Origin of the sequence: Haloferax sp. YSSS75 (assembly GCF_046764215.1) — an archaeon.
Classification (GTDB): domain Archaea; phylum Halobacteriota; class Halobacteria; order Halobacteriales; family Haloferacaceae; genus Haloferax.
In genome coordinates this window covers 81587-102831 of record NZ_CP177208.1, presented here as the reverse complement: position 1 = coordinate 102831, position 21245 = coordinate 81587, and the positions used below count along the sequence as shown (strand labels likewise).

The window sequence follows — 21245 nt, the reverse complement described above, 5'->3', positions numbered from 1 at the left end:
AATGCACGTTAGTGTACTCGGTGCCGGGACGATGGGACACGGAATCGCGCAGGTGTCCGCCATGGCCGGCCACGAGGTGACGATGCGGGATATCGAAGACGAATACGTCCAGCGCGGACTGGACGCCATCGAGCAGAACTTACAGGGCGGCGTCGACAGGAACAAGGTGACCGAAGCGGAGATGTCGGCGACGCTCGACCGACTCTCGGGGACGACGTCACTCGAAGCGGCAGTCTCGGGTGCGGACCTCGTCGTCGAAGCGGTGCCCGAAGACATGGACCTCAAGCGAGACACCGTCAGCGACGTGGAGTCACTCGTGGACGACGACACTATCATCGCCTCGAACACCTCCTCGTTGTCGGTCACAGAGATAATGAGTGCACTCGACGACCCGGGACGCGGCGTCGGCCTCCACTTCTTCAACCCCGTCCACATCATGGGGTTGGTCGAAGTCGTCGTCGCAGAACAGACCGACGCGGAGACGCTATCGTTCGCAACCGAGTTCGTCGAGGGTATCGACAAGACTGCAATCGAAGTCGGAGACTCACCGGGCTTTGCGTCCTCACGTCTCGGCGTCGCACTCGGCGTCGAAGCGATGCGGATGGTCCAGGAGGGCGTCGCGTCACCACGCGACATCGACGCGTCGATGGAACTCGGCTACAACCACCCGATGGGGCCCATCGAACTCGGTGACGTCGTCGGACTCGACGTTCGACTCGGCATTCTGGAGTACCTCCGCGAAGAACTCGGCGAACGGTTCCGGCCACCGCAGATTCTCAAGCGGAAGGTTCGCGCCGGAAAACTCGGCAAGAAGACTGGCGAAGGGTTCTACGTGTGGGAAGACGGCGAGATAGTCGGCGTGAGCGAGGACGTGATGGGCCGATGAGCGACGTGGAATCCATCGCGGCGGAGTGTGAGACTGTCGACGTCGCTGTCGACGAGAGAGTCGAAGGCGTCGTCACTGTGACGATGAACCGGCCGGACGCCCGAAACGCCCTCAACGCGACACTCCGCGCCGAACTCAAGGACGTCCTCGACGCTATCGAAGACAGTTCCGCTCGCGTCGTGGTCCTCACCGGTGCCGACGAAGCGAAGGCGTTCGTCGCCGGTGCCGACGTGAAAGAACTCCGTGAACGAGACATGCTCGAACAGCGCGAGGCGAGCAAGCGCCCCCGGGTGTACGAGTACGTCGACGACCTGCGACAACCCGTCATCGCCCGCATCAACGGCCACGCACTCGGCGGCGGGTGTGAACTGATTCAGGCGTGCGACGTGCGAATCGCACACGAACGGGCGAAGATTGGGCAACCGGAGATTAATCTCGGAATCATGCCCGGCGGAGGCGGGACCCAACGCTTGCCTCGACTCGTCGGCGAGGGGCACGCGATGCGCCTCGTCCTCACCGGTGAACTCGTCACCGCCGAAGAAGCGGCAGACATCGGTCTGGTCGACGAAGTGTACGGTGACGACGAGTTCGACGAGCGGGTGTACGAACTGGCTGAGATGATGGCGTCGAAGAGCCCAGTCGCACTCGAATTCGCCAAGAAAGCGGTCAAAGCCGCGTCGCGGATGGACCTCGAACAGGGTATCGAGTACGAAGCAGAACTGTTCGCACAGTTGTTCGGGAGTCCCGACAAGGACGAGGGTATCGACGCGTTCTTCGAGGACCGTGACCCGGAGTGGCAGGAACGCTAACGTTCGAGTAATTCGAACGGATTCGAGCACGGTTTTTTCGGGACGAACGTCGAATTATGACGAGAAGTTCGAGAGCAATTGCGCAAACAGTTCGAATTTCGGCAACTATTCCGACCACAAACGCGGTTTAAGCCCCAACGGGGTAGGGTCCGTGGCAGTCTGTGTTCCGTATATTCGAACGAAAGTACGTGAAAGTAGAACACGTGTACGAAATGGTAGAACGATTGTTCGACTGAATGACACTCGTCCGCGAGGGGAGTTGGACCGTTTTCGACTCCGATAGCGAAACGTGTCGCTCGGGAATCGAGGGACGCGTTAGCGGCAGGAATCCGTGTCGTAGGGGGACAAGAGAGGGAGTACGAGGTCCGGGCAGTGTGGCAGAAACTCGCCGTGTCGACGAGAGTCGAACATGAGCCTTACACCCGTACTGTTGTAATGGCCGTCGTCACGAGACGACACTCACCAGAGTTTCGTTACAGGTGTATCTGCGTAACTGTCAAGATTCGATGAACACTCGACACGAACTATAACGATTGATTGGGCGGTTGTCGTTCGAATTATTCGAACAGCCGGGAAAAACGCTCAACGTGGTGATTTCACCGTCTGTTTGTGCGTTACAGAGAGAACAGGTGGCTCTGAAGCGATGTTCGACTCACCGAGTCGTTCGAATACTTCGAACGTACGTTCGACAGAGTGGTTCGAAAGCCGAAAATCGGCGAGTGCCGAAGACGAAGTGGATTAGGAGAAGTTCAGGTTGATTTCGACTTCGTTCGCCGCGCCGAGGAGGAGGTTTGCAAGGTCGACGGTCAGTCGTTCTCCTTTCAGTCGGTTAGACGGCCCGGAGATACTGATTGCACCGACAGGATAGCCGTCTTGGTCGGTGACGGCCACGCCGACTGCGTGGAGTTTCGGGACGATTTCTTCCTGATTGAGTGCGAACCCTCGCTCACGGACGGTCTGCAGTTCCTCGAAGAGTTCGTCTGTCTCCGTTATCGTCTGCGACGTCTTCGACGGAAGGCCGTGTTGGTCGATGATGGCGTGAACTCGTTCGTCCGGAAACTCCGAGAGAATGGCCTTTCCCGCCGCGAGTTGGTGAAGGTACGACCGTGTACCCTCCCGTGCCGGCGTCCGCACCGAATGCTTACCGGCGGCCCCATACAGATGGAAGCCACGGCCCTGTTCTTCTGTCACACACCACACCTTCTCGCCAGTCTCTTCGGCGAGTTCTTCGACTTTCGACTTCGCCACCTCGTAGAACTGGTGTTGGTTTCGGGCGTAGATGCCGAAGTCGAGGAGTCGCAGGCCGATTCGATAGCCACCTTCGTCCGGAACGGCAAATCCCTCCTGTTCGAGTGTCTTCAGGTGACGGTGGACCGTACTCTTGGCCAGTCCGAGGTCCGAGGCCAGTTTCGTGGGACCAAGTGGCCCTCGCTCCTTGAGACGTTCGAGGATGGCGAATGACGTCGTCGCAGTCTTTACTGGACGTCGTTGTTCGTTGGACATTGTATGCCGTCTGTTCTCATCACTCATAAATCTGTTCGAAGGGTTCGAACGGGTGTTCATACAATTCGAACACCGAACCCGGCGATAGAGCAAAGTACTACCCCGTGGGATAGCAGACGTGCATGATTAAATTGGTGAATCTAGTCGTCAAGAAACCAGACTACTCTCACGAGGAGTTCGTCGAGCGATGGACCGGCGAGCACGCGGACATCGCGAAAGAACTCCCGGGACTTCAGAAGTATTCGACCAGTCTTCCGACGGACCCGGAACGCGCCGAATACGACGGCATCGTGGAACTCTACTTCGAAGATATGGGCGCGTTGAAGACAGCGTTCAGTTCGGAAATCGGCGAGCGCGTGAACGCGGACGCCGCAGAGTTCATCGACATGGAGCAGGGCCCGACGCTCTACGTCGAAGAGACCACCCAACTCGACAGGACGTGACCGAGCGATGGACACCAGCGAACGACTCGTCGAGAGTCTCGAGCGTCTCGGTGTAGAGCGCATCTTCGGCTATCCGGGTGGCCGCGTCATCGAACTGTTCGACGACCTCCCAGAGTCCGATATCGAACTCGTCCGACCACGCGACGAACGGGAGGCGAGCGTCATGGCCGAGATGCACGGTAGATTGACCGGTTCACCGGGCGTTCTCGCGGGCCAAGGCCCGTGGATTGGAAGTCTCGGCCTCATCGGGCAGATGGAAGCGCGCCTCGCGTCGTCACCGATGGTGGCGATTACCGAAGCCTCCGAACGTGGGAACTACTCGACGATAGCGCCGTACCAACAGTCTCGGGGTGACTACGGCGGGTTGGAACTCCCAAAGATACTCGACGCCGTCACCAAGGAACACTGGTTCCCCCGCACGTCGACGGAGACGATTCGGAGTCTCCAACTCGCGTTCAAACACGCCACTGCCGGACGTCCCGGACCGACAGCGGTCATCCTCGATGGCGACGCCGTCACCGAAGAGTACCCCGACGACGTCCTCCCACCGGTGTGGGACGAAGAGACACAGACGCGGACGTGGAAGGCGGCACCGACGCCGCGGGACGTCGCCACGGCCGTCGAGGCACTCGAAGCGGCGGAGCGTCCAGTCATCATCTCCGGAAACGGCGTCCACGCGTCCGGTGCGTACGACGAACTACGAGAGACTGCCGAAGCGTACAACGCCGCCGTCGTCACGTCGTACCTCGGGAAGTCGACGTTCCCAGAGACGCACCGTCTCGCCGGCGGCGTCATCGGGTCGTTCGGTCACGAAGGTGCGAATCAACTCGTCAGCGAGGCAGACGTGCTCCTCGTCGTCGGCTGTCGGATGAACCCGATGGATACGAACTGGCAGGCACCGGAGTTCATCCGCCCCGACGAACAGACCATCGTCCACGCGGACATCGACCCCCGAAACGCGGGGTGGGTCTATCCCGCAGACGTCGGACTCATCGGCGACGCCGCCGAATCACTTCGCGAACTCGTCGCATCCGGTGGCAACGACAACGACTGGGCGGAAGACCGGTCGCAAACTGCTCGTGAGTCGTTCACCGCGCCCGAATGTGAGTCGGACGCCGTGCCGATTCTCCCGCAACGAGCGATAAAAGAGATAGAACGGGTCGTCGACGAGGACACCATCGTCACCGCCGACTCGGGGAACAACCGATTCTGGCTCCTCAACTACCTGCAGGTGCCCGCCGTGCGGACGTACTACGGGTCTGGCGGCGTCGGCGGCATGGGCTGGGCGACGCCCGCCGCCGTCTCAGCGGCACTGGCGACGGACAAACACGTCATCGGCGTCGCGGGAGACGGCGGGTTCGCGATGACGATGACGAGCGTCGAGACGGCCGTCGAACACGGCGTCGCGCCGACGTTCGTCGTCCTCAACGACACCAGCCTCGGGATGGTCAGACAGATGCAGCACGGCCCCGACGACATCTCCGGCGTCGAGTTCCACGACACGGACTTCACGCGCGTCGCGGAAGCGTTCGGAGCCATCGGCGTGCGAGTCCAGACACCGGACGAACTCGGTGGCGCGCTTTCTGACGCGAAGGAAAGCGACGTTCCCACGGTCATCGACGTGCGTATCGACCGTGAACAGGATATGGCCGAGACGCTCCAGTCGTCGTTCTACGCTTCGGTCGGCGGCCTCCACGAGTAAGCGAGACGCCCAACCTCCGCCGGCAAGCCGTGCCGATGCGGGAAACACTTTTCTCACCCGCTGTTAGACCTATGGTAGCATGTCATCATCGACCGTTATGGTCACCGGCGGAACCGGCTTCATCGGTTCGTACGTCGCTCTCGACCTGATAGAAGAAGGTCACGACGTAGTCGCCTACGACCTCTCGACGGACCCACGCATCCTGAACAAACTCGGCATCGCCGACGACGTGACGATACGTCGCGGTGACGTCGCCGACCCGACGGACGTCGTCCGGGCGGTCAAAGAGACCGGAACGACGCACATCATCCACCTCGCAGCGCTCTTGACGACGACTGCACGGGAGAACCCTCGTGCCGCCCTCGACGTGAACGTCGTGGGGACGAACAACATCTTCGAGGCGGCGCGCACCCTGTCCGACCAGGTCGAGCGCGTCGCGTGGGCCTCGTCGGCGGCGGTGTACGCACCGCCGACGAACTACGGTGACGAGTTCGTCACCGAGTCCGACCTCGTCTATCCCGATACGCTCTACGGAGCGACCAAAGAGTACAACGAACACCAAGCACGCGTCTACTACGAGGACTTCGGCGTCTCACACGTCGCGATTCGACCGACAGTGGCGTACGGTCCCTACCGAGAGACCGGTGGGTCCGCCTTCCTCGCAAACATCGTCGAGAAACCGGCGCTCGGCGAGTCGTTCAGCGTCGACTACGGCGACCAGGTCATCGACTGGCAACACGTCCGTGACATCGCACAGGCGTTCCGTAAGGCTGCGTTCACTCCCGACGAGGACCTCACACAGCGCGTGTACAACGTCCGCGGTGAACTCGCGACGATTCGAGAGGCCGCCGAGGCAGTCGAAAAAATCGTCCCGGACGCAGACCTCACCGTCACCGACGAAGGCGAACTCCCGTGGACACAGCGTCTCGACATGACGAAGGCACAAGCGGACCTCGGATACGACCCCGAGTACGACCTCGAAACCGGGTTCAGAGACTACATCAACGTGCTTCGGGAAGAAAACGGTCTGGACCCCCTCTGACCGGACACGTCAGTCGTCGGTCTTCGGAGTCTCGTCGAGGAGGTCACGAATATCGTCGCCCGACAGCAGGTCGACCAAACTCGCTCCTTCGTCGTAGCGGGCCCGCTCTTCGGCCGTCAGATACTCGTCTATCTCGTGTTCGGAGAGCAGTTCTTCGAGTCGTTCGTCGATGTCGTCTGGGTCGTAGCCGGGGATGACCATACAGACGTGTTTGTTCCGTGGTATCTTATAGCTCGGTGAAGAGTTCCGGTACCGAAGAGTCAGTCCACGACGACGCCGTCGTCTTTCGCGTTGGGCGCGCCGACGATGAACACCTCGCCGTCTTCGACGCAGGTCAGTTGTCGCACCTCGTCGGGCGAGACGAGGACCACGTCACCGGATTCGAGCATGAGTGTCTCCGTCTCGGCCCCCTCGTCGTCGTAAAACGACATCTCGAACGCGCCCGAGAGCACGTGGTAGAGTTCCTCCTGAGTTTCCTGGTAATGTTTGGTGCTCTGCTCGCCGGATTCGAAGACCCACACCGACGGACGCATCTTCGCGGGGCGGAGTTCGTACCCGACGGCGCGGACTCGTCCGTCCGCGATGGTGTTTTCGTGCAGTTCGAGGTCAGCGAGGTTGACGCTGTCGTACATCACTCCGCCGTACGAACGCGGAGGCTAAAGGTGTAGGTGGCCGGTTACTTGGTCTGCGAATACTGGTCGACCCACTCTTGGAGACTGATTCCCATCGTCGCCTGCGTGATAGCGTTCGACGACGCCGAGTTCGCACTCTTGACGAGTTCGGACTCGATAGTTCGGGTGGGAATTTCACCGATGAAGTGTGGTATCGCGCGCTGGACGGCCAGTGGGCAACCGACTTCGTGAGCGAGTGCGTATCCGGAAAGCGAGTGCGGAACCTCCTGTGTCGCGTACTCGGGGTCTGGGCCGTCTAGCAGGTCTTCGTCGACGAAGTCGACGTACTCGTAACACTTCCCCACGTCGTGGAGGAGACAGGCGGCGACGACGACGTCGAAGTCCGGGTCGGCACCGTGGAAGTCGCGCTGTTGTTTCGCGGCGTCGATAGCGATGCGCGTCACACCACGAACGTGTTCGACGTTCGTCACCTCGTGGATGTTCCACGCGTACGGGATGTCCTCGATATCTCGCCATCCACCGCGTTCGAGGCCGAGACACCACGCCTCGACGACCTTCTCCCGAAGTCCGTCGTCGCCGATATCGTCGAGTTCCGGATACGCGGATTCGACCTGTTCACGGTAGTCGGCGGCGTTCATCCGGCCATCACTCCCCCGTCGCGTCTTTCTGGACCGTCTCCTGGCCGACGAACCGTGGCCTGTCTTCGAGCGAGAGGAAGTTGTCCACGTCTTCTCGCGGTGCCTTGGCTTTCGGGTGGTCCGGGTCGTAATCGCGAGACGACTCGTGACCGAGTCCCGCGCGGAGGGCGTCGAGACTCTCGAAGTAGAGTTCTGCGACGCCGTCGAACTCGGCGTGTTCGGGGTCAGTCGGGACGACACGAGCGTAGCGGACGACGCCCGGAATTTCTCGGGCCAGTGGCACGTGATTGTTCGCCCAGTGGTCGAGGAACTCCTCGTGGGTCATCCCGTCTTTTCGGACGAGGAACGCGGAGTGTTTGTACAGACCTGTCGTGTCGCCGTCCGTCTCGTCTTTCTCGACGAACTCCTCGCCGATGAGACGCGGACGACGTTCGATGTCGAGGAAGTTGTCGACGTCCTCTCGCGCCTCTTTGGCTTTCCCCTTCGCGGGGTCGTAGTCGCGCGACCCTTCACTCCCGAGTGCGTCGTGGAGCGCGTCCAGGTCGTCGAAATACAGTTCGGCGATGCCGTCGAACTCTGCCGCCTCGGCGTCGGCGGGGAGTACCGTCTGATACCGGACGACACCCTCGATTTCGCGGGCAATCGGTGTATGGTTGTTCTGCCAGTAGTCGACGAACTCGTCGTGACTCATCTCCTGCTTGCGGACAAGCAAAGCTATGTGCTTGTACATGCGTACACCAAGCGGTTCACGTATAACGCTATAAATCATGAGGTATGGGCACGTGTCACGACTTGGTTCCGTCGCGGCAACGTCACCCCCTTCTGTAACAATTTAATACGATGTTCGTGAGAGGTACTACCATGCCTTTCCACGAGCGGGAGTTCATGAGTGGTACCCGCGGCACGATGGCCGTCGACTGGGAACAGCGAATCGACGTGAAGCGAATGCGCGAAGAGCGCAAAGAACGCGCACTCGAACGCATGCGAGACGCCGGACTCGGCAGTATGCTTCTCATCGACGACCCGAACATCCGGTACGTGACTGGCCTCGCGATGACGGGTGGGTCGGGTGCGGACCACTACTCACTCCTCATGGAGGACGGAAACGTCGTCCACTGGGACACCGCGGACCACGCGAGCAACCAGAAGTACAACTGTCCGTGGCTGAACGACATTCGCTACGCGTGTCCGGGACTCGGAAACGTCCCGCGTGCGTCTGGCCGCGACTCCGCCCGGTCGTTCCTCATCGACAAGATGGCACAGACCGTCGTCGACGCGCTCGAAGAGTACGACCTGACGGACGAACCGATGGGCATCGACTCGGGGAATACGGGACTGCGCAACGCGTTCGAGGCGAAAGGCGTCGACGTCCGTCCCGCCGAGACGGCCCGCGTGATGGAAGACGCACGAAAGACGAAGACGGAAGACGAAATCGAGTGTCTCCGACAGGTCGCCGCAATCTGTGAAGCGGGGTTCCAGGCTATCGTCGACAACGCGAAACCGGGCAAGCGCGAGTCAGAGGTGTGGGGCGACGCCGTCCGCGAACTCTGGCGACACGGCGCGATGGCACAGGGTGGCTACATCACCTCCGGACCGAACACGTGGCCGAAACACCAGGCCAACACCACAGACCGGATGATTCGACCCGGTGATATCGTCTACGCCGACTTCTACAACATCGGCTACCTCGGTTACCGGTCGTGTTACTACCGGACCTTCTCGATGGGCGAACCGACGCAGGAACAGAAAGACGCCTACGAGACGGCACGTGACAACCTCTACGCCGTCCTCGACGAGATAGAACCCGGGAAGACTACCGACGAAATAGCGATGGCGTTCCCGGACATGGAGGGCGAACACGCCGACTGGTACGGTGCCGACGAACACTGGCAGATGACGACGAACCACTGGGCACACGGACTCGGCCTCCAGTTGTACGAAGTCCCACTCATCTGGCGTGGCCTCTCGCCGGACCACCCCATCGAGATAGAAGAAGGGATGACGATGGCAGTCGAGACACAGGAACCCGCAGGCAGACAGGGCGTCCGCGTCGAAGAGATGGTCGTCGTCCGCGACGACGGTGTCGAACTGCTCAGTCAGTGGCCCGTCGAAGAGATTACCGTCGTCGACCACTGAGGACGCCCACTCGGGGCGGACGCTGACCGGGGCGGTGACCGATTCGGAAAGTAGTGTCGGTGAGTACACCTTTTTGCCCTCAGTTCGAAACTGCAGCCGGCTAAAATTTTTACAATTTGTAAAATTTGTACGGGAGAGTTCCGGAGATGGCATATCCGGGAAGGAAAGAGAACCATAGCATCCAGACCACCTTTCACGAGTATATGATTATCATTTGAGAATTTTTGGGACAGTCCCCCTTTTAGGTCCCCCTACGATGCCGGTTACGTCTCGTCGAAGAGCAGTCCGAACGTTGTCTGTTCGGCCAGCCTGAGATGACGATTGAACGTCGGTTGCGTGATGTCCAACATCGCCGCGACTTCCTGTCCCTCTGAGTGTCGGGGCCACTCGAAGTAGCCCGCCGAGTACGCAGTCTTGAGGACTTCGAACTGTCTGTCAGTCAGTTGGTCGCCCACCAGTTCTTCGAGTTGGTCGACAGTCTGAATCGGACGATGTGTCTCGCGCTTGGCGACCAGTTCCGTCTCCGGATACGACGACTGGAACCGCTCGGCGACGGCTCGGGGGCTGACACCGCGTGGGAGTTCGACGACGAGGCGGCCACCAGACGCGTCGGCAGACGCACTGGTGACCACAGCACCGAAATCGGCAAAGAGCGATCCGAACCAGTCGTCTGTGCGGACTTCGACGACACACGAATCGTCACCGTCGTGGACGACGTCGAACGCGCTGTGCTCGTCGGAGAGACTGAGCACAGATTCGTCTGCACCGACCGGGTTGTCGTCCGCGTCGACGGTGTAGTAGGTGCTTACAGAGCCGTTCGGGCGTCGAATCATCCGCTCGTATTCGACGGTCCGTTCGGCCTCACTGGCGAGCGCGACGAAGTACAGTCGTTCGTCCTCGACGGCGAACTCGAGTTCGGTTGAGTGGTCGGATTCGAGTGCTCGGCGTCGTTCGATAGTCGTGATGGTATGCCCAATCGAACGTCCGAGTTCGGCCAAGACCTGCCGCTCTCGGTCGGTGAAGGCGGACGGTTCGTCCGCATAGACGACGAGCACGCCGTGTACTCGCTCGTCGTGGACGAGCGGAATCGCACAGCACGATTGGAATCCCTCTCGGAGTGCCTGTTGACGCCACTGACCGCGTGCAGGTGCGGTGACGATGTTCTGGACGACGTGAGACGCTCCCGTCTGTATCGCCTTCCACGCCGGGTGTGTCTCGAGTGTGCGGTCACTGACCGCGGTGTCGACCGTTCCCGCACCGTCGGCGGTTGCCCTGCTCCGGAGCGTGATACTGTCCCCCGAGACAGTCGGTTCGCCGACCCACGCGAGACTGTAGTCACCGCCGACGACGAGGCGTTCGCAGACGGCCCGTTCGACGCTCGACCGACTCGATTCACGGACGAGTGTCTGCTCGATGTCGCGCACCATCGAATTGAGACGGCGGAGTCGTTCGGCACGCGTCGTCTCGCGCTCGAGTTCTTCTTCTCGCCGTTCTATCTCGCGCTCGCCAGCGACGTGGTTGAGTCCCGCTTCGAGTCGCGCCGCCAGAATCTGTGCCACCTCGATGTCGTCCGTCTGAAATTCGGGGGCCGTGTGGCCCACGACGAGGACGCCTCGACCCGACAGGGGAAGCCGCAGTTCCGATTCGATATCGTCAGCCGATGGAAAGCCCACACAGTCAGTCGAGCCCGTCGAGCGGGTCGGTTCGTTCTCGACGAAGACGCTCCAAATCGGGCTGTCGCCGGGGACGACACGAGCGTGGTCAGAAAGCGGCACCTCGAAACGAGACTTAGCCGCCGCAAGTTCGAGCGCTCCCGTGTCTTCGTCGTACAGAAACACGCGAACCGCAGGAAACGCCAACACCGTGGTTGCCGCCTCGACGGCAGTCTCTGCGACGGCGGTCAGCGAATCGGCCTCCGTCAGTCGCCGAGTCGCGTCGTGGAGCGACTCTAAGGTCTGTTCTCGGCGATGCTGGTCGGTGACGTCACGGCTGACAGTGACGAGTCGCGAGACTGCCCCCGCGTCGTCACGAATTGGATACAGGCGTCCATCGACCCAACGGACCTCGCCGTCGTCACGGCGGACACGGTACTCGTACTCGTACTCGTCGTCCGTGTTGGCCGTCGGAGCGGAGAGCGTCGCCGTCACCTCGTCGAGGAACGAGACGAACCCGCTTCGGTCGTCGGGATGTATCATCTCCGTGAACGCCAGCGGGTCGGCGCTCATCGCTTCGACCGACTGCCCCCAGATATCTTCGGCGGCAGGGCTGAGATAGTAGGTTTCGGAGAAGTCGACCGACGTGAGGTGAATGACTTCGTTGACCGCCGACGCGATTTGGCGGAACTGGCGTTCGCTCTGGTGTAGGTCCTCTTCCCGGGCTTTCCGTCGGGTGATGTCCCGCGAGATACCGAGAACGCGTTCTTGCCCGTTGATGGTCGCCGGCGTCGTGTTCACTTCGAACCAGCGGTGCTCACCGTCTGCAGTCTCGACCAACCACTCGACGGACTCCGCGTCTCCGGTCTCTGCGACTCGCTGGATAATCTCTCGCGCCCGAGACTCTGTGTACCCAGCCTCGGTGACGCTCAGCCCGTCGACACCACGTTCTCGAATCGTCTCGGGTTCGTACCCGAATACGTCCACATACGTCTCGTTGACGGCGACGATTTCGAGCGTCTCTGGGTCGAATACGGCAATCGCGTCGTTGACTTTGTTGAATATCTGTTCGTACTCACGCTCACCCCGTGTCTCCGCCGTCTCCCGTGCGAGAGAGACCAGGCGGTTACAGAGCAACGCGTACTCCGACGGCGAGTCGGTTCGCGGGAAGCACTCGTCGATTCCGGCCTCCATCGACTTCCTCGCCGCCTGTTCGAACGGGTCGTCGGTCACCCAGGCCGTCGGGAGATGCGGATAGCGAGTCGCAACCGCGCGAACGAACCCCAACCCAGAACCGCCGTCGAACACATCGGTACAAACGACGGCATCGGCCGCCCGGGCATCGAGGAGTTCGAACCCCGCCGAACGGGACGTCACCGTCGTCGTTTCGACGCCACGCTCTTCGAACCCCGCCGCGAGACTGTCGAGAGACGAGTCGTCGGCCCCCGCGAGGAGCACAGAAACCACCGTATCTGTCCCCGAACTCATACACGAAATGTGCGAATCCGTACCAAAAATCCATCGGCGACAGACAGCCTCGTACACTGGATTCCAACGCGTACAGCCACAGAGCGTCGGTCTGGAGTCGAATACGAGTTTCTGAGAGCAGGATAGCAATCGTGTCGGGTGGAGGGCCGAACGCGGGGAGAGAAAGTGTCAGAGGCGATGGGAGGACGGCGTTCGGGGGTACCGCCCGTGGTGTTTCCACCGCAACGTTGCCTACGTGACTACCCCTTACGTCAGTATCTACAACAGATGTTTCCAGTGGGTGACGAGACACACTACACATGTAGTGTCACTAGATAGAGAGTACGTTCGAGCGGCCGCCGGAGTCGAACTTCTCGTCGGCCTCACTCGGTTTCGTGCGACTCGTGGCGGTGGCTGACCGCTTCGGGCGCGAGCGACGCGTGTTTGACCACGGCGTCGAAGTACTCCAAGGGCCGTGCCTCACCCGTGGAGATACCACGAGACGGTGCGTCGAGGAGGGTCTGTTCGATGAACCACTCGGCAACGACCACTTTGCGGGCGTCGTTACTGGTGTCGATTTCGCGTTGGGCGTTCGCGACGAGGAGACTCGCGGTGACGACGTCGAAGACGTAGTCGGCGAGTCGCTTGGCCTCGTGTTGGGCGTACTCGGTACTCGCGTCTGCGAGCGTCGCGAGCGCCCGTGACAGTTCCTCGAGTTCTTCGCTAACCACGTCGGCGAGGTGTTCGAGATGTGGGTTTCCGGCCGAATCGAGGAGCGTCTCGACGTGAGAGCGAAGCGTCTCGTGGGCCGACTCGCGCTCGAACGTCCGCAACAGGTCGAGCGCGAGGATGTTCGACGTCCCCTCCCAGATGGGGAGCACCTGCGCGTCTCGGTAGAGTCTGTGGGTGACGAACTCCGACACGTAGCCGTTACCGCCCTGAATCTCCATGGCGTACGAGGCGGTGTCGACGGCCATCCGTGCGGTTCGGTGTTTGGCAATCGGTGTGAGCACTCGCATCAACCGAAACGCGTCGTCGTCGTCGTGGTTGCGTTCGTATCGGTCCAGCCACTTTCCGGCCTCCATCGCGAACGCGAGCGCCGCCTCGTAGTCGACGGTCATCTCGAACAGGTCGCGTTTCATCAGCGGATACTCCTCGACGGGGTTCCCGAACGCTTCGCGATTCGCCGCCTTGATTTTGCTCTCCAAGAGCGCCCGACCCATGATGCCGACTGCGCCCACCGCGTTGGTGATTCGCTCCCAGTTGAGCATCGTCGTCATGTACTTGAAGCCGCGTTCGGGTTCACCGACGAGATAGGCTTCCGCACCGTCGAACTCGACTTCGCCCGTCGGGACACTTATCGTCCCGAGTTTGTCTTTGAGGCGACGATACAGTTGGTCGTTCAGTCCACCGTCACGCGTCCGGTGGGGGACGAGAAACAGCGAGAGGCCTGCAGTGCCGTCGGGTGCGCCGGGGCGACGAGCGAGTGCCAGCGTTCCGTCGGCGTCGATGTTGCTGCAGAACCACTTCTCGCCGGTGAGTTCGTACGTCCGGGTCTGAACCGCGCCACCGTCGCTCTCTGCGGTCACGGGTTCCGGCGACTCGTCGCCTGTCACCGCCGCCTCGCCGGGTTCTGCCACTGTCTCGACAGCACCGACGTCGCTCCCGCCCTGCTGTTCGGTGAGGAACATCGCACCCTCGATGACGGAGTCGGACGAACGGCTCGTAAGCGCCTCGAAATAGTCGTCGAGTTCGCCGTCGGCGTCGTGATTCCGCAAGACGAGCGCCGCACCAGCAGTCATCGACACGGGACAGACGAACCCCACGTCGACGTACGAGAGAAGCAACTGCATCGTGAGCGTGTGAACGAGTCCGAGCGGTTCGTTCCGACCCGACGGCGGGTCGAACGCGTCCGCGACGATGCCGGATTCGTAGGTGAGGCGCTCGTTTTCGTGCTGTGCGGGGTGGTATTCGACCACGTTCTGGACGTTCCCGTCTCTATCGTAGGTGTGGAGTTCCGGGCCGTTGTCGTCTATCACGTCGGCGTTGTCCGCGATAGTGGTGCCGACGAGTTCCCCGAACTCGTCTAAGCGACTCGTCGCCCACTCGAACTCACTTTCGGGATAGACGCGCTCTGCCTCCGCTCGCAACGCCGGGTCCAGACGCCAGTAGTTGACGTGTCGTCCCTCGTCGTACGTACTGTAGTCGAACGGCGTGTCCGTCATATGGTATCTAGAACCACGATTCGCGGTAAATGTGTTCTGGAACTGAGAATAGATTGTGAGTCGTTTTCCGGTCATGGTCGTCGACGAACTCTCAGTCGGCAGGCGATGCCGCATCACGGACCGGCATCTCCCAGCGGACGACGAGCACCGCCCCGAGGAGGAACAACACACCGAGAGACGCGATAGCGACGAAGGGAGTCGCCACGTCCGCGACGACACCGGTGAGTGGTTTCAGCGGTGTCCGCACCAGTGCGTACAGCATCGACGCGGCGCTCAAGACGGTTGCGCGGTTCGTCGACCCTATCCGGTCGTTGATGTAACCATTGGCGAGCGGAGGCAGTACCGTTCGCGCAGATTTGACGAGGACGAACGCCGGGAGTGCTGCCATGGGGACGACGAGTGGAACGAGGAGAAACACGGCGACGACAGCGGGAATACAAACGATTGCCCCACGTGTGGTCAGTCGTGCTTCTATCTCGTCTGTGAAGTACCCCGATGTGGCCATAACGACGGTGAAGCCAGCGTAGATAGGGCCGAGACTCGTCTCGGGGAATCCGACCGGGCCTGTCAAAATCGGTTGGACGTAGGTGTTCGCCGCGCTCGTGACGCCCAAGAATAGCCCGAGATACAGAACCGTCGAGCGTAACGGCGGCTTGGTCAGGTGTCCTTTGAGGACAGAAACGGCTCCGGCGATACTCTCCTCGCCGTCGTCATGGGTCGTCGTCACCGCTGGCAACGACAGCGCGACGACACACGAAACGCCGAGGGTGGCCACACTGGCGGCAAACGGGAACCGGGGGTCGAACTCGTACAACACGCCCGCCGAGAGCATCATCACCGCACTGACCCACTGGTTGACTGCGGCACCACGGCCACGGACGCGAGTGAACGACGATTCGTCGAATTGGGTCTGGAGCGTCTCGTAGAGCCACGCGTCGATAGTTCCCGACCGAAACACGGCGCCGAGTGCCCACAGCGCGTACAACACGGCGAACACGACGAACCGCTCTGCGACGAGAAAGCCGGCCAGCGACGCCGCGAGCAGCGCAGACCCGAAGAAGAGACTGCCCCGACGCCCGAACCGGTCGCTGACGTACCCTGTCGGTATCTCTCCGCCGACGACGACGACGGCCGTCAGGCTTCCGAGAAGCCCAATCTGCGTGAACGACAGGTCACGCCACACCAAAAAGAGCGTGAACACGGGCGTGACGAACCCGTAGGTGGCCGTCGCTTCGTAGAGATAGTACTTCGCCAGTACCGGCGGTGGCCGCCACCGCGTTCGCTGGGTCTGCGTCACGGATATTCGAACTGTTCTCTCGCTCCGCTCCGGTTCGAGTGCACGAACGACGGTCCAGTCGGTATCGACAAAACTGTTCGCTGACAAAAATTTTTGTACCGGAACCGATAGGTCAGAGCGAGAACGCTGTCGCTCCCGGTGCGACGACGGACACGAACGGTATTCCGAGTGCTGAGACGAGTCGCGTCGCTATTCGGGACGGACGACTTCGTCGCAGGAGTAACACTCTGCGAAGACGCCAGTCGTCCCTTCGCTCTCTTCGAATTCGATGAGTTTCTGTCCGGGTGAGAGTTCGGCCCCGCACTCCGGACATCGGCCGATGGACGACGAATCGTTGTTCATAGCACGCTCCGAACGCGGTGGTCCTGAATCACGTCAGTTCGATATTCTGTCGCCGTCGCTATAGTCGTTTCCCGGGTCGCAATATCCGAACACACCGCCGACTCGGTGAACCTCACCAGACACCACCGCACGACAGTGAGGTGAAGGCTTATCCCGACGGAGTGTGACGGTTTTTCGCATGCAACCGCGTCCATCCACGTTCTCTATCGTCGCCCGCGACCCGGACCAGAACGCCGTCGGCGTCGCCGTCCAATCGAAGTTCATCAGCGTCGGGTCTGTCGTCCCGTTCGTGAGCGCCGACGCGGGTGCGATTGCCACTCAGAGTTTTGCGAACGTCGCCTACGGTCCCGACGGCCTCGACTTGCTTCGAGACGGTCACACCGCCGACGAAGTCGTCGAGCGACTGACCGAGGCGGACGACGACGCACCGAGTAGACAGGTTGGAATCGTCGGCCAAGACGGAAGTGTCGCGGCTTTCACGGGCGACGACTGCTTCGACGTGGCCGGGGACATGCAAGGAGCGACGTACACCGTCCAGGGCAACATCCTCGAAAACGAAGCGACCCTCGACGCGATGGCAGAGGCCTTCGAGACGACGGACGGTGGCTTACCCGAACGCCTGCTCGCCGCCTTGCACGCCGGAAACGATGCCGGTGGCGACAAACGGGGTGAGCAGTCGGCGGCGATGTACATCGCCAAACCCGACGGCGGATACGACGGCGGCAACGACCGCTGGGTCGACGTCCGTGTCGACGACCACGAACACCCGATAGACGAACTCGAACGCGTGTTCCAGCTCTACGACATCACGCTCCTAGAGCGCGACGAACCGGACGAGATAGTCTCACTCTCCGGGGAGACGGCGGAAGCAGTCTGCGAGACGCTCGCTGACCTCGGATTCTACGAGGAGGCGCCGGACGGCGAGTTCGGCGAGGCGGCAGTCGAAGCGCTCGAATCGTTCCGCGGGATGAACAACTTCGAGAATCACTCGCTTTCGGTCCTCGAAGACGCCATCGCCCGTGGGTGGAGCGACGCCGACGGTGAGGGTGAACAACGACTCGTCGAAGCTATCTGGCACGGCCTCTCACGCCTGGAGCGAAAATAGGGGACGTGGGCCTGTCGAACACCGCTATCAGGTGTACGACTCCACCCCATCGTCTCACTCGTCTCGAGCTGTCTTCAGGTCGAGCCGTGGAGCAAACGACTCGTACGTCTCATCGCTCGAAACGATAGTATCGCCGCCTGATTCGACGAGGTGAAGCGCATCGAACGGTGTGAACCCGTGGTCTTCGACGTATGTCGCAGCGGCGACGACTGTATCTACGTCACCGCGAACGTCCAACAGGGAAGCGGCATTTGTGACGACTCGCTCTGTATCTCGCCCTTCGCGGTATGCAACCATGAGGAGTTCGACGAGTGTGAACTGAGACGTCCATAGTTCGTCCTGATGGTCACGGTATACCGCCTCTGCAGCGTCACCAAGCCAGTCTTCGTCCTTGATGAGCGCCAGAAGGAAGTCTGTCTCCGCGTACATTCAGCGCCCAGCCTCGTCTAGTGCCGCGTCACGCCCTTCTTGACGGAGTTCTGCTGCCGTCTTTTCGACGTCTGCGAACTCAGAACGCAGGGCATCGAGCGGGTCATCCTCGATTGGAATCAGCTTGATGCCGTCGTGAAGCTGGACGATGTGGTAGTGGTCACCGTATCGCTCCCGAATCTCTTTTGGGAGCGTCAGGCGCCCTCGGCCATCGAGCGTCGCTTCGGACATACTCTCGTATAGCGTGGGTGAGTACAAGAATTTTCCCCAGATTCACTCGGATACCCACTCGACCAGTTCCGTCGGGTTTGCTGAACTCACTCTCTGTTCGGTACGCAGTCCGTGTCACTTTCTGTGAAGTTCGACAGACTCGACTGCGCCAAAAACACGGGGACGCGCCGCTCAGTCGAACGTCAACGCGTCGCTCAGTCGAGCTTCCCGTTCAGCACTTTCGCCGCCGTGAGCACCGGGTCCCACGTCGGACTGAACGGCGGCGCGTACGACAGGTCGAAGTACTCCAGTTCGCCGACAGTCGTCCCGGAGTGCAACGCGGCGGCGACGGTGTCGATTCGTTTGGCGACGCCTTCACGGCCGACCATCGCGGCACCGAGGACGCGCTTCGACTCGCGGTCACCGACCAGCGTGATGTGAATCGGTTTCGCGCCGGGGTAGTAGTGGGCACGAGACGACGCTTTGATAGTGACGCTCACCGGGTCGAATCCGGCCTCGCGTGCGTCGTCTTCGTCGACGATGCCCGTGCGGGCCGCTTCGAGTTCGAACGCTTTCACCGCTGCCGTCCCTGCGATGTCGCCGACCGGTGTCTCCTCACCGGCCATCGTCTGGCCGATTGCTCGACCGGCCCGGTTCGCAGTGAGCGCGAGTGGGACGTAGTCCGCGTCGCCCGTGACGACGTTTCGTGCCTCGGCGCAGTCTCCAGCGGCGAACACGTCGTCGGCGCTCGTCCGCCCGAACTCGTCGGTTGCGATAGCACCGGTCTCACCGAGTTCGATACCAGCCTCGTCCGCCAGTTCCGCGTTGGGTGCCACGCCGACGCCGACGAGTGCGAGGTCGACGTCGTAGGTGTCGTCGCCGACGACGACGCCGTCGAGCGTCTCCCCGTCGCCGGTAAAGCCATCGACTGCCGTGTCGAGGTGGAGCTGTATCCCCTCCTCTCGGAGGTGGTCTTCGACGTGTTCAGCGACCATCTCACCGAACGGGTCGAGGACGTGTGGGAGCATCTCGAAGAGGTGGACGTCGACGTCGTAGGCGTCGAACGCCTCGGCCATCTCGATACCGACGTACCCCCCGCCGACGATGGCGACTGCCGACGGCGACTCCGTCCGCATCGCGGCGTGGACGGCCTTCGCGCTGTCGAGACTGTGGAGCGTGTGGACGCCGTCTAACTCCATCCCCTCGAAGGGCGGTTCGATAGCCCGTGCCCCCGTCGCGACGAGCAACTGGTCGTACGATTGGGTGAACTCCCCGTCGGGTGCCGCGACGGTCACCTCGTGAGCGTCGGTGTCGATACCGACGACTTCGTGGTGGAGTCGAAGGTCGATATTGCGCTCTTCGACGAACTCCTGTGGAGAGACCCGCAACAGGTCGTCGAACTCCTCGACGGCACCTTTGATGTAGTACGGCATCCCACAGGCCGCATACGAGACGTACTCGCCCTTCTCGAAGACGACGACGTCTCTCTCGGGATGTTCTCGTTTGAACTTACTCGCCGCACTCATTCCTGCGGCGTCACCGCCGACGATGACTATCGGGTCCATACCTCTCTGTTCTCGGAGGAGCCGTTAATATATTGCCCTTACTCCACAAGAGCACCTCGAAAATCAGTGGGCCGACGTCGTGGTGAAATTACGCGGAGAGGTCCTCGATGACGGAGCGAAGGACGTCTTCGCCACGCATCCCGACGACGCGTTTCTTCGGTTCGCCGTCGGCGAAGAACAGCACGTTCGGGACGCTCTGAACCTGATACGCACCGGCGAGTTGCTGGAACTCGTCGATGTCTACTTTGGCGGCGACGGCATCCGTCTCCGCCGCCAGCGTCTCGACGATGGGTTCGAGCATATCACAGGGGCCACACCAGTCGGCGTAGAAGTCGACGAAGACGACACCGTCCCGGCCGACGACTTCCTTGAACTGCTCGACAGATTCGATGTGTATCGGTTCGTCAGTCTTCAGTTCCGATTCGGACATGTACGGAAGCGTATTCACTCGGAGACCTTAACAGTATTGTTTGCTCAAAGCAATTCTATAGCCGCACAACTCGGCGTCTCGTGTAACCCAACAGAAGAATACGCAGTCTCACCCGGTACTCGTCTCCGCGCACATCGCAACGTGGTGGCAGGGGAGGAGTGGTGGTTTCGCCCACGTCAGCCGAGGATGTTCTTGAGGGCGGGGCGTTGCTGGACGAACTCCATCTTCTCGATGATGGCGTCGACGCCGAGGATGCGGCCCGCGGCGAGGGTGCCGATGATGAGGAACATCAGGAAGCCGAACAGGTCACCGTTGACGTATCCGTGCGCCCAGTCGGCGTTCCCCAGGTAGAAGAACACCATCAGGAAGCCACCGAAGAAGGCGGCGAGTCTGGTGAGTGCTCCGATGAGGATGCCGAGACCGATGAGGGTCTGTCCGAGCGGAATCATGAAGTTCGTGAATTCGAGCATCCACGGCGTGGAACCCGCCCACGCGAGGAACCCGCTGATGGGTCCGCTCGAGTTCATCAGCCAGCCAGCAGCGCTAAACGGTTCTGGTGCGAGGAACTTACCCATCCCCGCGTTGAGGAACCAGTAACCCGTCAGGACGCGGACGAGCACGAGGACGTATCCGGTCACGCCCTGCGAGTAGTCGAAGTCCATGCGGTTCCCCATCATCTCGATTTGTCCGGTAGTAGCCATTCTAAGTCACCTTACAACTGGATAATAGACC

The 21245-nt window shown here is 61.2% G+C and carries 21 protein-coding genes; 7 read left to right on the top strand and 14 right to left on the bottom strand.

All coding sequences use genetic code 11. The features are described from left to right. Position 1: 1 nt before the first annotated feature. A complete protein-coding gene (locus ACK3R5_RS18390) occupies positions 2 to 886 on the top strand; it encodes a 3-hydroxyacyl-CoA dehydrogenase family protein (protein WP_411969104.1) in 885 nt (294 codons plus the stop codon). Continuing rightward, entirely contained in the window at positions 883 to 1695 is an 813-nt protein-coding gene (locus ACK3R5_RS18385; RefSeq protein WP_411969103.1) for an enoyl-CoA hydratase/isomerase family protein, read from the top strand. The genes ACK3R5_RS18390 and ACK3R5_RS18385 overlap by 4 nt, the downstream gene beginning before the upstream one ends. A gap of 738 nt (positions 1696 to 2433) precedes the next feature. On the opposite strand, the gene ACK3R5_RS18380 is transcribed toward ACK3R5_RS18385, so the two are convergent. Then, positions 2434 to 3198 (bottom strand): IclR family transcriptional regulator, encoded by a 765-nt coding sequence (locus ACK3R5_RS18380; RefSeq protein WP_411966375.1) that lies wholly within the window; start codon positions 3196 to 3198, stop codon positions 2434 to 2436. A gap of 122 nt (positions 3199 to 3320) precedes the next feature. On the opposite strand from ACK3R5_RS18380, the gene ACK3R5_RS18375 reads away from it, so the two are divergent. The 3 genes from ACK3R5_RS18375 to ACK3R5_RS18365 all read left to right on the top strand — a co-directional run bounded on the left by ACK3R5_RS18375 (position 3321) and on the right by ACK3R5_RS18365 (position 6385). Continuing rightward, positions 3321 to 3641, top strand: coding sequence for an EthD domain-containing protein (locus tag ACK3R5_RS18375; protein WP_411966374.1), 321 nt, complete (start codon positions 3321 to 3323; stop codon positions 3639 to 3641). Positions 3642 to 3648: 7 nt separating this feature from the next. After that, positions 3649 to 5343 (top strand): thiamine pyrophosphate-binding protein, encoded by a 1695-nt coding sequence (locus tag ACK3R5_RS18370; protein ID WP_411969102.1) that lies wholly within the window; start codon positions 3649 to 3651, stop codon positions 5341 to 5343. 97 nt (positions 5344 to 5440) lie between these two features. Next, entirely contained in the window at positions 5441 to 6385 is a 945-nt protein-coding gene (locus ACK3R5_RS18365; protein ID WP_411969108.1) for an NAD-dependent epimerase/dehydratase family protein, read from the top strand. Between the two features lie 9 nt (positions 6386 to 6394). Here ACK3R5_RS18365 and ACK3R5_RS18360 read toward each other — a convergent pair whose 3' ends face one another. Genes ACK3R5_RS18360 through ACK3R5_RS18345 form a run of 4 tightly spaced genes read right to left on the bottom strand, consistent with a single transcriptional unit; the run spans position 6395 to position 8385 of the window. Next, on the bottom strand, positions 6395 to 6586 hold the full coding sequence (locus ACK3R5_RS18360; RefSeq protein ID WP_411969101.1) for a hypothetical protein: 192 nt from the start codon (positions 6584 to 6586) through the stop codon (positions 6395 to 6397). 59 nt (positions 6587 to 6645) lie between these two features. After that, a complete protein-coding gene (locus ACK3R5_RS18355; protein WP_411969100.1) occupies positions 6646 to 7017 on the bottom strand; it encodes a cupin domain-containing protein in 372 nt (123 codons plus the stop codon). A gap of 44 nt (positions 7018 to 7061) precedes the next feature. Further along, positions 7062 to 7655 carry an HD domain-containing protein gene (locus ACK3R5_RS18350; protein WP_411969099.1) on the bottom strand — a complete coding sequence of 198 codons (594 nt, stop codon included), beginning with the start codon at positions 7653 to 7655 and terminating at the stop codon, positions 7062 to 7064. 7 nt (positions 7656 to 7662) lie between these two features. Beyond that, the gene (locus ACK3R5_RS18345; protein ID WP_411969098.1) at positions 7663 to 8385 is read right to left on the bottom strand and encodes an EthD family reductase; all 723 of its coding nucleotides are present in this window, start codon (positions 8383 to 8385) and stop codon (positions 7663 to 7665) included. A 155-nt stretch (positions 8386 to 8540) separates the two neighbouring features. Between ACK3R5_RS18345 and ACK3R5_RS18340 the strand changes: the two genes are divergently transcribed. Beyond that, a complete protein-coding gene (locus tag ACK3R5_RS18340) occupies positions 8541 to 9791 on the top strand; it encodes a M24 family metallopeptidase (protein WP_411966383.1) in 1251 nt (416 codons plus the stop codon). 263 nt (positions 9792 to 10054) lie between these two features. Here the strand turns inward: ACK3R5_RS18340 and ACK3R5_RS18335 are convergent, their stop codons facing one another. From ACK3R5_RS18335 to ACK3R5_RS18320, 4 genes are all read right to left on the bottom strand, one after another. After that, positions 10055 to 12931 (bottom strand): bacterio-opsin activator domain-containing protein, encoded by a 2877-nt coding sequence (locus ACK3R5_RS18335; RefSeq protein ID WP_411969097.1) that lies wholly within the window; start codon positions 12929 to 12931, stop codon positions 10055 to 10057. A gap of 362 nt (positions 12932 to 13293) precedes the next feature. Beyond that, the gene (locus ACK3R5_RS18330; RefSeq protein WP_411969096.1) at positions 13294 to 15135 is read right to left on the bottom strand and encodes an acyl-CoA dehydrogenase family protein; all 1842 of its coding nucleotides are present in this window, start codon (positions 15133 to 15135) and stop codon (positions 13294 to 13296) included. Between the two features lie 91 nt (positions 15136 to 15226). Then, the gene (locus tag ACK3R5_RS18325; protein ID WP_411969095.1) at positions 15227 to 16432 is read right to left on the bottom strand and encodes an MFS transporter; all 1206 of its coding nucleotides are present in this window, start codon (positions 16430 to 16432) and stop codon (positions 15227 to 15229) included. A 189-nt stretch (positions 16433 to 16621) separates the two neighbouring features. Beyond that, complete coding sequence (locus tag ACK3R5_RS18320) at positions 16622 to 16774, bottom strand: hypothetical protein (protein WP_411966365.1); 153 nt, start codon at positions 16772 to 16774, stop codon at positions 16622 to 16624. A 178-nt stretch (positions 16775 to 16952) separates the two neighbouring features. Here ACK3R5_RS18320 and ACK3R5_RS18315 point away from each other — a divergent pair, with 178 nt between their 5' ends. Continuing rightward, complete coding sequence (locus ACK3R5_RS18315) at positions 16953 to 17879, top strand: DUF1028 domain-containing protein (protein ID WP_411969094.1); 927 nt, start codon at positions 16953 to 16955, stop codon at positions 17877 to 17879. A 54-nt stretch (positions 17880 to 17933) separates the two neighbouring features. Here ACK3R5_RS18315 and ACK3R5_RS18310 read toward each other — a convergent pair whose 3' ends face one another. From ACK3R5_RS18310 to ACK3R5_RS18290, 5 genes are all read right to left on the bottom strand, one after another. Further along, positions 17934 to 18308 (bottom strand): PIN domain-containing protein, encoded by a 375-nt coding sequence (locus ACK3R5_RS18310; RefSeq protein WP_411969093.1) that lies wholly within the window; start codon positions 18306 to 18308, stop codon positions 17934 to 17936. Next, positions 18309 to 18539 carry an AbrB/MazE/SpoVT family DNA-binding domain-containing protein gene (locus ACK3R5_RS18305; protein WP_411966362.1) on the bottom strand — a complete coding sequence of 77 codons (231 nt, stop codon included), beginning with the start codon at positions 18537 to 18539 and terminating at the stop codon, positions 18309 to 18311. 194 nt (positions 18540 to 18733) lie between these two features. After that, positions 18734 to 20083: an FAD-dependent oxidoreductase gene (locus tag ACK3R5_RS18300; protein ID WP_411969092.1), complete on the bottom strand. Its 1350-nt coding sequence runs from the start codon at positions 20081 to 20083 to the stop codon at positions 18734 to 18736. Between the two features lie 88 nt (positions 20084 to 20171). After that, positions 20172 to 20513, bottom strand: coding sequence for a thioredoxin family protein (locus ACK3R5_RS18295; RefSeq protein WP_411966360.1), 342 nt, complete (start codon positions 20511 to 20513; stop codon positions 20172 to 20174). Between the two features lie 176 nt (positions 20514 to 20689). Beyond that, positions 20690 to 21214 (bottom strand): DoxX family protein, encoded by a 525-nt coding sequence (locus ACK3R5_RS18290; RefSeq protein ID WP_411966359.1) that lies wholly within the window; start codon positions 21212 to 21214, stop codon positions 20690 to 20692. Positions 21215 to 21245: the final 31 nt, after the last annotated feature.